This window comes from Bacillus sp. N6 (genome assembly GCF_052805735.1).
Genome location: NZ_CM127843.1, coordinates 5,123,228 through 5,138,064 on the forward strand (window position 1 = coordinate 5,123,228; position 14,837 = coordinate 5,138,064).

At 34.6% G+C, this 14,837-nt stretch carries 15 protein-coding genes; all 15 read right to left on the reverse strand.

Annotated features, from left to right (window positions below):
* Positions 1-69 precede the first annotated feature (69 nt).
* Entirely contained in the window at positions 70-1,185 is a 1,116-nt protein-coding gene (locus ACUXVC_RS26480) for an ATP-grasp domain-containing protein (protein ID WP_053563329.1), read from the reverse strand.
* 16 nt (positions 1,186-1,201) lie between these two features.
* Entirely contained in the window at positions 1,202-2,419 is a 1,218-nt protein-coding gene (locus ACUXVC_RS26485) for a DegT/DnrJ/EryC1/StrS family aminotransferase (RefSeq protein WP_053563328.1), read from the reverse strand.
* Positions 2,420-2,518: 99 nt separating this feature from the next.
* Positions 2,519-4,327 carry a polysaccharide biosynthesis protein gene (locus tag ACUXVC_RS26490; protein WP_446025899.1) on the reverse strand — a complete coding sequence of 603 codons (1,809 nt, stop codon included), beginning with the start codon at positions 4,325-4,327 and terminating at the stop codon, positions 2,519-2,521.
* A gap of 60 nt (positions 4,328-4,387) precedes the next feature.
* A complete protein-coding gene (gene bpsC / locus ACUXVC_RS26495) occupies positions 4,388-5,269 on the reverse strand; it encodes a UTP--glucose-1-phosphate uridylyltransferase BpsC (RefSeq protein ID WP_446025900.1) in 882 nt (293 codons plus the stop codon).
* Between the two features lie 240 nt (positions 5,270-5,509).
* Positions 5,510-6,277, reverse strand: coding sequence for a tyrosine-protein phosphatase (locus ACUXVC_RS26500; RefSeq protein ID WP_088022187.1), 768 nt, complete (start codon positions 6,275-6,277; stop codon positions 5,510-5,512).
* A gap of 112 nt (positions 6,278-6,389) precedes the next feature.
* Complete coding sequence (locus ACUXVC_RS26505) at positions 6,390-7,091, reverse strand: CpsD/CapB family tyrosine-protein kinase (RefSeq protein ID WP_088022164.1); 702 nt, start codon at positions 7,089-7,091, stop codon at positions 6,390-6,392.
* Positions 7,081-7,824, reverse strand: coding sequence for a YveK family protein (locus ACUXVC_RS26510; RefSeq protein ID WP_088022162.1), 744 nt, complete (start codon positions 7,822-7,824; stop codon positions 7,081-7,083). Before ACUXVC_RS26510 ends, ACUXVC_RS26505 begins: the two co-directional genes overlap by 11 nt.
* Before the next feature lie 260 nt (positions 7,825-8,084).
* Positions 8,085-8,762 (reverse strand): CpsD/CapB family tyrosine-protein kinase, encoded by a 678-nt coding sequence (locus ACUXVC_RS26515; RefSeq protein ID WP_000467955.1) that lies wholly within the window; start codon positions 8,760-8,762, stop codon positions 8,085-8,087.
* 346 nt (positions 8,763-9,108) lie between these two features.
* Positions 9,109-9,543 carry a 3-hydroxyacyl-ACP dehydratase FabZ gene (gene fabZ, locus ACUXVC_RS26520; RefSeq protein WP_000931959.1) on the reverse strand — a complete coding sequence of 145 codons (435 nt, stop codon included), beginning with the start codon at positions 9,541-9,543 and terminating at the stop codon, positions 9,109-9,111.
* 433 nt (positions 9,544-9,976) lie between these two features.
* Positions 9,977-10,978, reverse strand: coding sequence for a rod shape-determining protein (mreB, locus tag ACUXVC_RS26525; RefSeq protein ID WP_000457978.1), 1,002 nt, complete (start codon positions 10,976-10,978; stop codon positions 9,977-9,979).
* A 160-nt stretch (positions 10,979-11,138) separates the two neighbouring features.
* On the reverse strand, positions 11,139-11,411 hold the full coding sequence (gene spoIIID / locus ACUXVC_RS26530) for a sporulation transcriptional regulator SpoIIID (RefSeq protein WP_000544012.1): 273 nt from the start codon (positions 11,409-11,411) through the stop codon (positions 11,139-11,141).
* 308 nt (positions 11,412-11,719) lie between these two features.
* On the reverse strand, positions 11,720-11,854 hold the full coding sequence (locus tag ACUXVC_RS26535; RefSeq protein ID WP_000008903.1) for a hypothetical protein: 135 nt from the start codon (positions 11,852-11,854) through the stop codon (positions 11,720-11,722).
* 287 nt (positions 11,855-12,141) lie between these two features.
* Positions 12,142-13,047: a peptidoglycan DD-metalloendopeptidase family protein gene (locus tag ACUXVC_RS26540; protein ID WP_446025901.1), complete on the reverse strand. Its 906-nt coding sequence runs from the start codon at positions 13,045-13,047 to the stop codon at positions 12,142-12,144.
* A gap of 161 nt (positions 13,048-13,208) precedes the next feature.
* The gene (locus tag ACUXVC_RS26545; RefSeq protein ID WP_078400607.1) at positions 13,209-13,913 is read right to left on the reverse strand and encodes an ABC transporter permease; all 705 of its coding nucleotides are present in this window, start codon (positions 13,911-13,913) and stop codon (positions 13,209-13,211) included.
* The gene (locus tag ACUXVC_RS26550; RefSeq protein WP_095689966.1) at positions 13,913-14,755 is read right to left on the reverse strand and encodes an ABC transporter ATP-binding protein; all 843 of its coding nucleotides are present in this window, start codon (positions 14,753-14,755) and stop codon (positions 13,913-13,915) included. Before ACUXVC_RS26550 ends, ACUXVC_RS26545 begins: the two co-directional genes overlap by 1 nt.
* Positions 14,756-14,837: the final 82 nt, after the last annotated feature.

Sequence of the window (14,837 nt, forward strand, 5' to 3'; positions counted from 1 at the left end):
TAGTCTCTCTCTCCGTAATTTGTTTTTAATCCTAACCAGCACTACTCTCAAATTATTCAATGGCCTTATTTAATCTTTATAAATAAAATATCCAATCTTATCATTTTTACCATTTACTGGACGAATATTATCTCCTTGTTTGTAATAATTAAAGCTATCTAGGGAATTTTTTATTTGGTTTTCAAATGCCAAATAATCTGCTGCGGTATTTGGTTTTTGACAGATAAATTCCAAAATATATTTATCATTTGGATTTTTTTTGATATTCTCCAATTCAGAAGTATCCCCATTTAATAAGTGCTCAAATGTTAGCTTCATTAAATTAACTTCATTATAATAAGATAGTAAATTCCACATATGGCAACCATCTAAACGAGGGGTTATTTCAATAATATATGGCATTCCCTCTTCTAATTTCATTTGTGCATAAACAGGTCCATTTTTTATTTCCAATTTGGCACATGCAGCTTCTATTATGCTATTTAATAAACTCGTAGTATTAGAAGTAAGGTTTACAGTTGGGACAATGTGTTTATGAATTAATCCCGTATATTCAGGCCAAGTTTCTCTATCGGACGCAACTAAATACTTCACTTTTCCATTTACTAGATAACCATTTACAGAAAGTTCTGGACCAGAAATATATTGCTCTAATATTACTAATCCTGAACGAGAATATTCTGTAGCAGCCTTATAGCTTTCTACATATTCCTCTCGATTTTGAACTAATTTTACCCCTCTTTGCCCTTGTGAATCAGCTGGTTTTAAGATAAAAGGAAATTCCATTTTTAATTCATCATCTTCACTTTTTACAACCTGAAATTTTACATTTCCTTCAAAGTCGTTCCCCAAAGTTTTTCTCATTAAGTCCTTATTATTACATATACGTGCCGTTTTTTCTGATACAAAATGTGGCATTTCTAACTTTTCACTGATTAAAGATGCTATCGGCATAGCTAAGTCTGAACCTGTAGAGTAAACAACAGAAATTTGATTTTTCTCGATATAATCAATAATTGCCTCTGAGTCTAAAATATTTATTTCGGCAAAGTGATCTGCTACATCTGCTCCTGGTCCATCTTTAGCCATTGCACAAGCATAAGTTTCATATCCCACTTTTTTCAGTTCCAAGATTGCATCCATCTGAACTGCTGCAACTCCTAGAATTAGAACTCTTTTTTTCATATATTTATAGTTCTCCTTATCTATTGTTTAAAATCTCTTTAAAAGTATCAGTAATATATTTTACCTCTTCATTTGTTAATCTTGTATGTAAAGGTAACGTGATTTCATTTTTATACATATTAAATGCATTAGGATAATTCTTTATATCAAATCCTAAGTTTTTATACGCTGTAAACATAGGCAATGGTTTATAATGTACATTGCTTGCAATTCCCATCTCGGCTAACTCAATAATAATTTTATTTCTTTCAGACTCTTCAATCCCAGGCATTCTTGCTAAATAAAGATGTCCCGATGAAGAGAAATCATCCCCATAATGTTTCAGACTTTGAATTCCATATGGCAACAATTCTTTGTCATACATTTCAATAATCTCTCTACGTCTACCCATAAGAGATTCATATCTATCCAACTGGACTAATCCAATTGCTGCCATTATATCTGTCATATTACATTTATAAGCTGGGTAAACAATATCATACTCCCATGCGCCTTTTTGAGTCTTTGCTAGGGCATCCTTAGATTGTCCATGAAGGCTGTATAACATAAATTGTTGATATACCCACTCATCGTCTAAACCTAAATCATTGCGCCATACAACGCCCCCACCTTCTGCCGTTGTTAAATTCTTCACAGCATGGAAAGAATAGCAAGTAAAATCAGCAACTTGTCCACATCTTTTTCCTTTTCGTTCAGCACCAAATGCATGCGCTGCATCGGTCATTACAATTATTCTTTCAAATAACTCTTGAGTTTTATTATTAGGTTTGAATAAATCTTTTTTGCTTTCTACTACGCTATATATTGTATCGTAATCACACATTTTACCCGCAATATCAACTGGAATAATTACCTTAGTCTTTTCAGTAATCGCATCAGCAAGTTTTTCATAATCCATTTCAAAAGAATCAGGAGCTGTATCAACTAAAACAATTTTTGCCCCTACGTGCTCTATAATTGATGCAGAAGCTGTATAAGTATAAGCTGAAGTAATAACCTCATCTCCAGGTCCTACTCCTAAAATTCGAAGTGTTAACTCCATGGCAGCTGTAGCTGAATTCAAACAAACCGCTTTATTTGTTCCAACGTATTCAGCAATCTTCTTTTCAAGTTCCTTTGTTCTAGGACCTGTTGTAATCCAACCCGATTTCATCGCCTTTATTACTTCTTCTATTTCTACTTCTGTAATGTCTGGTGGAGAAAACGGAATATTTCTTATCGCATTATTAATCATTTAAGCTTCCTCACTTTACTTATTAATGTTCGTTTTAAAACTAGCTAGCTTATCTTAAATATCTAGCAAAAGCCTCTTGTTATACTCAATGTTTTAAATTTAGCTATTTACTTCAACTTTATTATTCGCAAAATCTAATAAGGTTTTCCTAATGTTCTCTTGACTCATCTGCTCAAACTCATCTATAAATTGTTGAATGGATTCAAAATCTTTTAAAACAGCCTTTCCTATATGAATTTTAGGAAATACTTGTTCCTTATAGATTTCATTATCATTTAACAACTCTTCGTACATCTTCTCTCCCGGTCTTAGTCCACTATACTCAATTCCAATTTCTTCAACAGAATAACCTGACAGCTGAATTAAATTTTTTGCCAAATCTGCAATTTTAACAGGTTCGCCCATATCCAATACAAATAGTTCCCCACCTCTTGCCAAGGATCCAGCTTGAATCACAAGTCTTGATGCCTCTGGAATTGTCATAAAGTATCGAGTGATATCTGGGTGGGTAACTGTAACTGGTCCCCCACTTTGAATTTGTTTTTTAAACAATGGAATTACACTTCCACGACTACCTAATACATTTCCAAACCTAACAGCTACAAATCGTGTTCGACTTATCATAGCCATGTGTTGAACAACCATTTCTGCAACACGTTTTGTTGCTCCCATTACATTTGTTGGGTTTACCGCTTTATCTGTTGAGACCATAACAAATGTATTGATTCCAAACGTATCTGCAGCTTCTGCCACATTTTTGGTACCAATTATATTATTTTTTACAGCCTCTTCAGGATTCCGTTCCATCAATGGAACGTGTTTATGTGCAGCTGCATGGTATACCACAAATGGTTTGTGCTTTTTCATTATTTCAAATATTTTATTTCGATCTTGTATATCAGCAATTTCCGTTACAAATTCTGCTTGCTCTTTATACTTAGTTCTCAATTCCATCTCGATATGGTAAATACTATTCTCTCCATGTCCTAAAAGAACCATTTTTGCTGGTTTATATTTTAAAATCTGACGGCAAATCTCTGATCCAATAGAGCCCCCAGCACCCGTTATTAAAACCGTCTTATCTTTAATCTTCTCACCTATTCCCTTATCATCTAATTGAACAGGCTCTCGCCCTAGTAAATCTTCCACTTGCACATCACGAAATTCATTTACAGACACTTTTCCATCTAATAAGTCTTCTAACATCGGCACAATTTGCGTTTTCGCCTTCGTTTTTCTACACTTCTCAAAAACCTCATTTATTTGCCCTCTATTTAATGAAGGGATTGCAATAATGATATGTTCTATATCATTATCTTCTACAATTTCTTGAATATGATTTGTTGTACCAATAACCGGCACATTATAAATCTCCAATTTTTGCTTATTTCTATCATCATCAACAAACGCAATTGGATACAAATCTGCTTCTTTATTATGTTGTAATTGACGCACCACCATTGTCCCTGCTGAACCTGCACCAATAATTAATGTTCGTTTTTTATCAGTTGCTTTTGAAATATATGTATCACGGAACATACGCCATACAAAACGAGAACCACCAATTAATAATAAATGTAACATCCATGCGATCGCTAAAATCCGAACATAAATATCATGATTTATAATCTGTTGAACAATTGCTGTTACTAAAATCGATAATGTAATTGCTTTAAATATTTGTTTTAATTCTCCAATACTTGCATATTCCCACGCCTTGTTATAAAGCTTATAAATAGCAGCAAAAATATGATGACTACACAATAATGTAATAGAACTAATAACTACTGTCATAGGAATTTTGTTTAATACATTTGGATGTATAAACCAATAACTTAAATACACGGCAGTTAATACGATAAATGAATCTAATAAAATCAATAATGAGAGCCGTCTTCGATAACTCAATATACCTGTTCCCTTCTTTATATAATTCTTATCTTATTAATAATAAAAAAGGACATTCTCCTATGAATGTACCTCTTCCTTTTTTACAAGTTCCTTCATATACTTCATTAACTCTACATTTAATTCTTCATTTTGTAGCGCCATCTCAATCGTCGTCTTAATAAATCCAAACTTCTCCCCAACATCGTAACGCGTACCCTCAAAGTCATAAGCAAATACACGTTGAACTTCATTTAAACGTTGAATCGCATCTGTTAATTGGATTTCTCCACCCGCACCTGTTTGTTGATTCTCAAGAAACATAAAGATTTCTGGCGTTAATACGTAACGTCCCATAATTGCTAAATTTGATGGTGCAGTTCCTTTAGCTGGCTTCTCCACAAATTGACGTACTTGATAACGGCGATCGCTTTGTTCAATCGGATCGATAATACCGTAACGATGTGTTTCGTTTTCAGGCACTGTTTGTACACCAATAACAGATGATTGTGTTCCTTCATATTGATCCATTAATTGACGTAGACATGGTGTTTCAGCTTGTACAATATCATCACCAAGTAATACTGCAAATGGTTCATTTCCAATAAATTTACGTGCACACCATACTGCATGTCCTAGCCCTCTTGGTTCTTTCTGTCTTATGTAATGAATATTAATTTTTGAAGAAGCTTGTACTTTTTCAAGCATCTCATACTTCCCTTTTTCTAAAAGGCTTTGTTCTAGTTCAAATGAATGATCAAAATGATCTTCAATCGCTCGCTTTCCTTTTCCAGTAACAATAATAATATCTTCAATTCCTGATTCTATCGCTTCTTCCACTATGTATTGAATTGTTGGTTTATCAACGATAGGTAACATTTCTTTCGGCATCGCTTTCGTTGCTGGTAAAAATCTTGTTCCCAGACCAGCTGCTGGAATAATTGCTTTTCTTACTTTTTTCAATTTTAGTCCCCCTGCATCCTTTTATTTATATGTAGCAATAACAAAAACCCTACCTATAGAGTCATGTTTATAACTCCATAGGTAGAGTTTCTATTACAAATAAATTATGGGCATCTAACCCACCCTCACGTCATACTCCCGACGACAAGCGTCTAAGGTAGGTTCGAAATAAAAATTTCTACCCACAGCACGACCGAGTGCCCCCATTGATAACGGTTAGGAGACATCACCAATTTTTATTTAAAAAATACCGAACAATTTTTTACGGCGAATTTGTTCTGGATCTTCTTTGTAAATTGCCTTCCCGCTAATTAATAAGTACGGATTTTCTTTCAAATCACTCATAACACTCGTTCCAAATTCTTTCTCAATTAATTCATAGCTTTCCGCTAAATGAAATCCTCTTGACGTCGTATTATGTGCATCTGAAGCGACCATATGTGTTAAATTATGTTCTACAAGTTGTAGTGAAAACTTTTTAATTTTCTTCCCAAATTTACCCAATAAACTACCTGCCGTTACTTGCGTTAATGCCCCTTTATTTACAATGTTATATAACTTATCTGGCCGCTCGATTAACTCGGCATTACGTTCTGGATGAACAATAATTGGAATCATTCCCTTTACACGTAATTCGTATAATAATTGTTCGGCATAACGTGGTACATGATTAGATGGAAATTCAATAAATATATATTTATTTGTTTCGTTTAAAGTAACGATTTTACCAGCTTCATAGTCTTCTAATAAATCGCCATATAACCTGACTTCTTGCCCAGGTAAAATAGTAAGTGGAATATTATGTTGTTGTAGTTCATCATTTAGTTGTTTTACGTGATGAATAATTGGGGTACGTTCATTTACATATTTTCCATTTTGATGGTGCGGCGTTGCGACAATTGTATGTATTCCTTCTGACACGGCTTGTTGCGCCATAGCTAAACTATCTGTTACTGTCTGTGCACCATCATCGATACCAGGTAAAATGTGACAATGTAAATCTATCATTTGTTTCATCCTCCCTCTCTCCTATAAAGATCTTTTTTCCCTTGAATATGAGATATCTCTCATATTCAAGGGAAAAAAGGAGATATGTTTTTACCATATCTCACCCTTTTAATTAGTTTGCACCGTAATAATAATATAAGCCTTCTTCACGTTCACGATCGTTCAGAACAACGCCCAACAATTTACCTTTTGCAGACTCCAATAATCCTTTTGCTTTTACTGCTGTTTCTTTCTCTGTTGATTCACTACGAACAACAAGAATGGAAGCATCACATACATTTGCCATAATTTGCGCATCCGTTACAGCTAAAATTGGCGGCATATCAAAAATAACTAAATCGTACATACTGTATGCTTGTCCAAGAAGTTCTTTCATTGATTTTGAGCCTAACAATTCTGCTGGATTTGGTGGGATTGGACCACATGCTAAAAAGCTTAGATTATCTATAGATGTCGTTTGTACACATTTCTCTAAACGTTCACTATGTGTTAATACATTCGTGAGTCCAAAAATATTATCTACTTGGAACATTTGATGCATTGCTGGTTTACGCATATCTGCATCAATTAATAACACTTTTTTTCCTTGTTGAGCAAACACAACTGCCATATTCGCTGTCGTTGTCGTTTTCCCTTCACTCGGATTCGCAGATGTTACCAGTAATGAATGTAAATTCATATCAATAGCTGCAAATTCAATATTCGTTCGAATATTACGATATTGTTCTGAAATTGGTGATTTCGGTTGTTGATGAGCAATTAATTGACGGCGTTGACGATGATTCTTTTTCTTTTTAAATAAATTAAGAGCCAATTGTTTGTCCCCTCACTTTTCTTGATGATGGAGCGTGTGATTTCACGTTCATTGTTTCTTCATCCATACGAGCTACAATCCCTAATACTGGTAAGCCAAGTAAGTTTTCCACATCTTCTTCTTTTTTCACTGTGTTATCTAAGTACTCTAGTAAGAATGCAAGACCAACTGAAGCCATTAAACCAACAATGAAAGCAATTGCTACATTAAGCATAGGCGCTGGTTTAATTGGGGATTGATTTTCTGCAACTTCCGCTTTTGACAATACTGTTACATTATCAACGTTCATAATTTTTGCAACTTCACCTTTAAATACATCTGCCGTTGCATTCGCAATATCGCGAGCTAGTTTTGGATCTTTATCCTCAGCTGTTACAGAGATTACTTGTGAATCCTTTTCATTTGCTACAGTAATCTTTCCTGTTAGCGCTTGAGCTGTCATATTTAAATTTAATTTTTCATTCACTTGTTCTAAGATTACTGGACTTTTAATAATAACCTTATATGTATTCGTTAATTGAATATTTGATTGAATTTCCCCTAACTGAATTGCCGTCCCCTCTTGCTTCTTCTGATTCACAAGAATTTGCGTCGAAGATTGATAGATTGGTGTCATGAAGAAAAAGCTAATGATAGCACTTACAATAGCTGCACCAAAGGCAATTACGAGGATCATTGCTAAACGTTTTTTTAAGATATGAAATAACTCTTTTAGACTAATTGTTTCTTCCATAGGTTCCTCCAACTTTCTAAAATTTACACATAGGAAAAATTATAACATATAAATCTTACATTTTTTATTTTTAATAATTCAGTTCTATATTTGTTCACAAGAAACAAGTTTAATCTTACAAAATAATCTTAAATATGACAACACATTCCAATCATTTTCCAAAATTTTTATTTTATCACGTTTTTTACACTGTGTAACTTGATAAAGAATTTTCGGAAAACAATAAAAAACCAACAAAAATTTTGTTGGCTTTTCATATTTTAGTAATAACCATACTGCTCTTTTTCTTCTCTTTTATCGTTTAAAACGACACCGAGTATTTTGCCTGATGCTTTATCTAATATTTGTTTCGCTTTTACGATTTTATCTTTTTCCGTCTTTTCACTTCGTACAACGAGTACGATTCCATCACATTTATTCGCAAGTATTTGTGCATCCGTAACCGCAAGGACAGGTGGTGTGTCGATTAATATAATATCAAACATGTTATATGCTTCTAGCAACGCCTCGTCCATAGCCCGGCTCCCTAATAGTTCTGCTGGGTTTGGCGGGATTGGACCTGCTGCCATTAAGTATACGTTCTCTATATCTGTTTTTTGAATGCATTGCATAAGTTTTGCTTGTCCTGATAATAAGTTCGTTAACCCATTTGAACTATGAATGGCAAATAAGTTTTGTATCGTCGGCTTACGCAAGTCAGCTCCAATTAATAAAACTTTCTTTCCTTGTTGTCCGAAAACAACTGCTAAGTTTGAGATTGTTGTTGTTTTCCCATCACCTGGATCGGCTGAAGTAACAATAATAGAACGAACATGATTATCTACAGATGTAAACTCAATGTTTGTACGAATGTTACGGTATTGTTCTGTAATACGCGATTTAGGCTCTTTATGTGTAATTAATTGTCGTAATGGTTTTCTTTTCTTTCTCCCGAACATATTCATAATCTCCTTTTGTGAAATGCGACATTTCCCTTTTCTCTCTCTTATGCTCGATTTCATACGTCTAATTAATATTCTTGCTGATTTCCCCACATTTCATCATAATCAATAACATTCTACTTTGTCTTATTTAAGTACCTTAACAATATGACAATGCCCTTATTTCTTTATTACCTTTATCACTTATCCTGTTTTCTAGATAAATAATAAAGTAAGTATATGGTAATTGCCATCTATTTACAAGTTATTTTCTGATTAGTTTGTATATTATCGTTTCATCGTTATATAGCAGAAATTAAAAAAATCTCCTTGTCTTTTTACAAGGAGATTTTTTTAGTACTATCTATTCTTTTTTATCACCAATCGCAAATGTAATTTCTGCCTCACATGCAACTTCACCATCTACTGTTGCGATTGCTTTTCCTTTTCCAATCGGGCCGCGTACGCGTGTCATTTCTACTTCTAGACGAAGCTGATCACCTGGGCGTACTTGTTTTTTGAAACGGCAATTGTCGATACCTGCAAAGAAAGCAAGTCTTCCGCGGTTTTCTTCTTTCTTTAATACTGCAACTGCTCCGACTTGTGCTAATGCTTCTACAATAAGTACACCAGGCATAACTGCATAGTCAGGGAAGTGTCCGTTAAAGAATTCTTCGTTTGCGGATACATTTTTAATCCCAACCGCTCTTTTACCTTCATCTACTTCTAATATTTTATCAACAAGTAAAAATGGATAGCGGTGAGGAATGATTTCTTTAATTTGTTCTATATTTAGCATGTAACAATCGCCCCTTTTGTAATATTGGTCTTACCACTTGGACATATTGCTATTATCCCATTTTGTTTATTGTTTGTCATTACAAAGTAACATTTTATATTTAGCACGACTTCCTAAAAAAAAAATGCACACACTCTATTCCATTAAAATAGTTGCACATTTTTGCAACTGACACGGAGGTGGAAAGGAGTGTATGCCCAAATTAGGGAAAGGCAATATGTATTGAAACATTATTTGCCTTAATGTCGTATTCGACTCATTATATTATAAACGTTTTCAATTAAGGAAATATTAAATTTAACCATATATATGAATATTTTACCTGTTTCCTTCACATTTCTCTATTTTCCTTCCATTTTCGCAAAAAATCAAAATAAAAAAATATAAAAACGAAAAAAAAAAGAACTAAGGCGTCATCCTTAGTTCTTTCAAATTATCTCAAAGCACGCTTTGGTAATCTGTCGATATTCTCTAACATAATACCTGTACCAACCGCAACGCAGTGCATTGGGTTTTCAGCAATTAATACTGGTACTTTTAGTTCTTCTGCTAGAAGCATATCGATACCGTGTAGTAAAGCTCCACCGCCTGTTAGAATAACACCGCGGTCGATGATATCTGCAGATAATTCTGGTGGCGTGCGCTCTAATACACCTTTTGCAGCTTGTACAATAACAGCTGCATTTTCTTTTAATGCTTCTGTAATTTCTTCAGAGCATACTGTAATTGTACGTGGTAAGCCTGTTACCATGTCACGTCCGCGAATTTCAAGTTCTTCGCTACGTGCACCTGGGAATACTGTACCAACTTTAATTTTAATATCTTCTGAAGTACGTTCTCCGATTAATAGCTTATACTTACGTTTAATATAGTTTAAGATCTCCATATCAAACTTATCGCCAGCCATTTTGATAGAGGAAGAGGTAACAATATCACCCATAGATAGTACAGCGATATCTGTTGTACCTCCACCAATATCAACAACCATGTTACCGCTTGGTTGGAAGATTTCCATACCAGCACCAACTGCGGCTACTTTTGGTTCTTCTTCTAAAAATACTGTTTTACCACCTGAACGTTCAGCAGCTTCACGAATTGCTTTTTGTTCTACTGATGTAATATTTGTTGGACAACAAATTAAAATACGAGGTTTTGAAAAGAAGCTCTTTACGTCCAATTTGTTAATGAAATACTTTAACATTGCTTCTGTAATTTCGAAATCTGCGATTACACCATCTTTAAGTGGACGAATTGCTACAATATTACCAGGCGTACGTCCCACCATACTTCTCGCTTCTTCACCGACTGCTAATACTTTACCACTATTACGATCAATGGCCACAACAGATGGCTCATTTAATACAATACCCTTACCTTTAACATGAATTAATACGTTAGCCGTACCTAGGTCAATTCCGATATCTCGCGCAAACATTCCCGTTTTTTCCTCCTCGATATTCAAAATCAGGTTACACCCGAATTCTTTTCACCTAATTTCTGATTTTATCATAAATTTAACAGAAACGTAATATTCGCAAAAAGAATTCTTCTGAAAAATATTACCGAATGTGAACGGAATGTTTGCTACTGTAACATTATTGACGTACAGGCTTCTCTACATCTTCTTTTCTATACTTTTGTTTTGTTGCTTCTCCACCTCTTAAATGACGAATAGACTTATGATAATCAAGAATTTCTTTTACTTCATTTGCGAGCTCTGGATTAATCTCTGGTAGACGTTCTGTTAAATCTTTATGGACTGTACTCTTTGATACCCCAAATTCCTTTGCAATGACACGCACTGTCTTTCTTGTCTCCACGATATACTTACCAATCTTGATAGTTCTCTCTTTGATGTAATCGTGCACACCACTCGCCTCCCTAATTTGGATGTGAGAAGGGTGAAATGAGCCTCGCTGCATATGACTAAGAAGTAAGTGTGAGTGCTGTTTGTAAGCGTTAAACATTCTTGGATTTATAATGAAATGATTCACGATTTCTCACCTCAAACACTCTCTTTGCTTTGGTTTATACCATTGTATTGCCCGCACTACTGATATATGCTACATGTTCACTATTTTTGCGGACTAAGTTAAGAAAAATTACGTTTTTTTGTGAGAAATACGTTAAAACTGACTATTATGGCCAAAAAAAATGACACCTTGTATAAAAGGCGTCATTCTTCTCGTTCCAATTCTTCTTCTAATAACTGATGGTGGGGAACCTCTTTCTTACCGGCAATATAATAATATAAAGTGAATAAAACAAACAATAAAATAATAGCAGTCGACAGAACAAACAAAAATGACACAGTATCCCCTCCCTTTTGTAATATATATTCGAGAATCTCGTCATTTTTCCTTGTTTTTACAACTTTTTTCTCGAAATTGAGTATTTTTATATAAAGTGAAACTTTAATCAGTGGGTGCCATTTCCCACTGATTATTAGTTGAACCAATCGGGCTTTTACGGGCAGTTGATCCCCGACCTAACTTCTTAGCTTTCACTGAATTTTGAAGTAGGGGTCTTACTGCCCGTTAATGCGGGATAAAAATAAAAAAATCAATTCTCTTGATGAGAACTGATTTTTTCACTTTCTTATTCTTGTGAAGAAGAATCGTTAGATGATTCTGTAGAACCATTTGTTGATTTTTCTTCTTTCTTCGGTTCTTCTTTTTTGTCACTAGTTGAACTGCTTGTTGATTTCTCTTCTTTTTGAGACTTGTCTTCTGTTTTATTTTCTGGTTTCGTGCTCGTTGACTTCTCTTCTTTTTGAGATTTGTCTTCAGCTTTTTTACCAGAAGCATTCGTAGCCTTTGCAGCACCTGCATCAGCTTTAATTTCTGTTACTGATTTATTTAAGTAACGTTCAGGGTTCACAGCCACATTGTCTTTACGTACTTCAAAGTGAACGTGAAATCCTGCCTCTTTATTCATTGCACTTAGACCAGATGTTCCTAATACTTCACCTTGTGCAACTCTTGCACCTTTTTCTACTTTCACACTGCCTAAGCTTTGATAAGATACCGCTACACCATTTCCACTATCAACTGTTACAACATAACCAAGAAGTGAATCTTTTTCAGCTTTCGTTACTGTACCACTTAAAGCAGCGGCAACATTAAATTCTTTTCCATTCTTCGCAGCAATGTCAATTCCTTTGTTTGGGGAATATGTGTTGTTATAAAAGACAAGTGCTTTTTCTTGTTCCGCCTCAGTTGCTGCATCTTCATAGAATTTCTTTTGTACGACTACTTCCGCATTCGCGGCTGCTGGCATTTTCACTACTTCTGAAGATTTCGTTACTGGTACTGCTGGATCTTCCGATTGTGTATACGGTGTTGCTTGATCGTGGTTTGGAGTCTTCTTCGGATTAGCTCCTTGGAACCATAGCGCAACCATTAAGATTACCGCTGCACAAGCAATGTATAGTGCCGGAAACACCCATCTTTTTTGAAATAAATGTACTACCTTTTGCGACTTTTTATTATTTCTTCCTCGCATTCCATCATCACCTCAGCAATCATTTTGAACAATATTCACGTATCCTATACAACGTATAACTAATTACTTTTCGACAAAATTTGTAAAAATATGTATAAGAACTGTAAAATTTCCGAGGAAATGATAGAAAAAAGAAAAAACTGAGCGTTTCGGCTCAGTTTTTAGTCCATTTGTTTCTTCTTATATACGATTAAACACGCAATAAGCGCAATAATAAGCCACACTCCAACATTTAATACATGCCCACTAATACTACTAAACCCAGCTCCATCTACTAAGCTTTTGATTGCTTTTACAATATGAGATGTTGGAAGATACTCAATTAGTGTCTTAATTACTTTATTTTCAACCATCGGCTCAAATTGTACAGCTAAATACATCGTCATTAAAATAGGCATACCAATTAAAGATGTTTGTGGTACAGAAGATGCAAGTAATCCAATCATTGTTCCAAGCACGATAAACAAAATAGTTCCACATAAGAATACCAATCCTACCAATGGAAGATTAATATTTAACTGATCTAAAATGAATAAATTTGCAATACAAATGACCATCGTCAGACCCGATGTTAATAAACTCTTTCCAAGAAGAACTTCAACAGAAGATGCTGGGGATAACATCAACACACGCAGTGTATGTTTTTCTTTTTCTTCTGCAATTACCATAGATTGAACAAATCCTGCGACAAATAGGAAGGCCATTATAGTAGTAGTGCCTAACATTTCCTTTCCTACTCCAAATCTGCTAAACAAAAATGAAAGTATAATTGGTAAAAATGCCATTAATAACACTTGTGAATTTGTCTTAAAATCTTGGACTTCTTTCCGAAAAATAGCTGAAAATCTTCTCATTGAAAACGTCATTATAATCCCCTCCCAGTAACTTCAATAAAGATATCGCCTAGCGTTGGTTCGTGTGAATGAATAGATAACAGTTCGCCCTTTTTCATCCATTCTGAAATACGTTTTGCGCCTAATTCATCTTTTTGCACTACTTCTTTTTGTTTATCTTTTAATACGACCTGTATTTGATCCTTAGCGTATTGTAAGCGCAGGTTCTCTGGCGTATCAAGCGCTACAATTTCTCCGCTACAAAGGAAGGCAATGCGGTTACAAAGCGTTTCTGCTTCATCCATGTTGTGAGTCGTTAAGAAAATCGTCGTTCCTTCTTCATTTAAGTCTTTTAAGATTTTATGAATGTTTTGTACGTTTACTGGATCGAGTGCAGATGTTGGTTCGTCTAAGAAGAGAATATCTGGTTTATGAAGGATTGCTCTTGCTAGTGTGACGCGTTGCTTCATTCCCTTTGATAGTTTCTTTACTGGTGTTTTTTTATCATCTAATAAATTTACTTGTGCTAGTACTTCATTGATTCGTTCTTTTTTACAATCGTATAAGTCACAAAATAATAGTAAGTTATCATAAATGCTAAGTCTTTCATATAAGCCGCTGTTATCTGTTAAAATACCAATTCGTTTGTAATCGATGCTACTTGGTCCTGTAATATCTTTCCCTAATACTCTTACCGTTCCAACACTATGAAGCAATTGAGAAGTTAAAATTTTTACTGTTGTCGTCTTACCAGATCCACTCGGTCCGAGGAATCCAAAAATCTCTCCTTGCTTCACCTCAATATTTACATTTCGAAGTGCCGTTTTTCCACTGAAACTTTTCATTACATCTTTCATTTCAATTGCCAATGTCATTTCTTCATCCCCTTTGTTTTTCTTCTTTATAGATGAAAGTCGCTTTAGCGCTTTTCGTTCGTTTGTTTCGCTTTTCTTGACT

Coding starts and splice junctions, on each gene's coding strand:
- ACUXVC_RS26485 (WP_053563328.1), bottom strand. CDS start 2,419: ATGATTAATAATGCGATAAGAAATATTCCGTTTTCTCCACCAGACATT.
- ACUXVC_RS26540 (WP_446025901.1), bottom strand. CDS start 13,047: ATGCGAGGAAGAAATAATAAAAAGTCGCAAAAGGTAGTACATTTATTT.
- ACUXVC_RS26510 (WP_088022162.1), bottom strand. CDS start 7,824: ATGGAAGAAACAATTAGTCTAAAAGAGTTATTTCATATCTTAAAAAAA.
- ACUXVC_RS26545 (WP_078400607.1), bottom strand. CDS start 13,913: ATGACGTTTTCAATGAGAAGATTTTCAGCTATTTTTCGGAAAGAAGTC.
- mreB (WP_000457978.1), bottom strand. CDS start 10,978: ATGTTTGCGCGAGATATCGGAATTGACCTAGGTACGGCTAACGTATTA.
- fabZ (WP_000931959.1), bottom strand. CDS start 9,543: ATGCTAAATATAGAACAAATTAAAGAAATCATTCCTCACCGCTATCCA.
- ACUXVC_RS26550 (WP_095689966.1), bottom strand. CDS start 14,755: ATGACATTGGCAATTGAAATGAAAGATGTAATGAAAAGTTTCAGTGGA.
- ACUXVC_RS26515 (WP_000467955.1), bottom strand. CDS start 8,762: ATGTTCGGGAGAAAGAAAAGAAAACCATTACGACAATTAATTACACAT.
- ACUXVC_RS26500 (WP_088022187.1), bottom strand. CDS start 6,277: ATGATAGATTTACATTGTCACATTTTACCTGGTATCGATGATGGTGCA.
- ACUXVC_RS26480 (WP_053563329.1), bottom strand. CDS start 1,185: ATGAAAAAAAGAGTTCTAATTCTAGGAGTTGCAGCAGTTCAGATGGAT.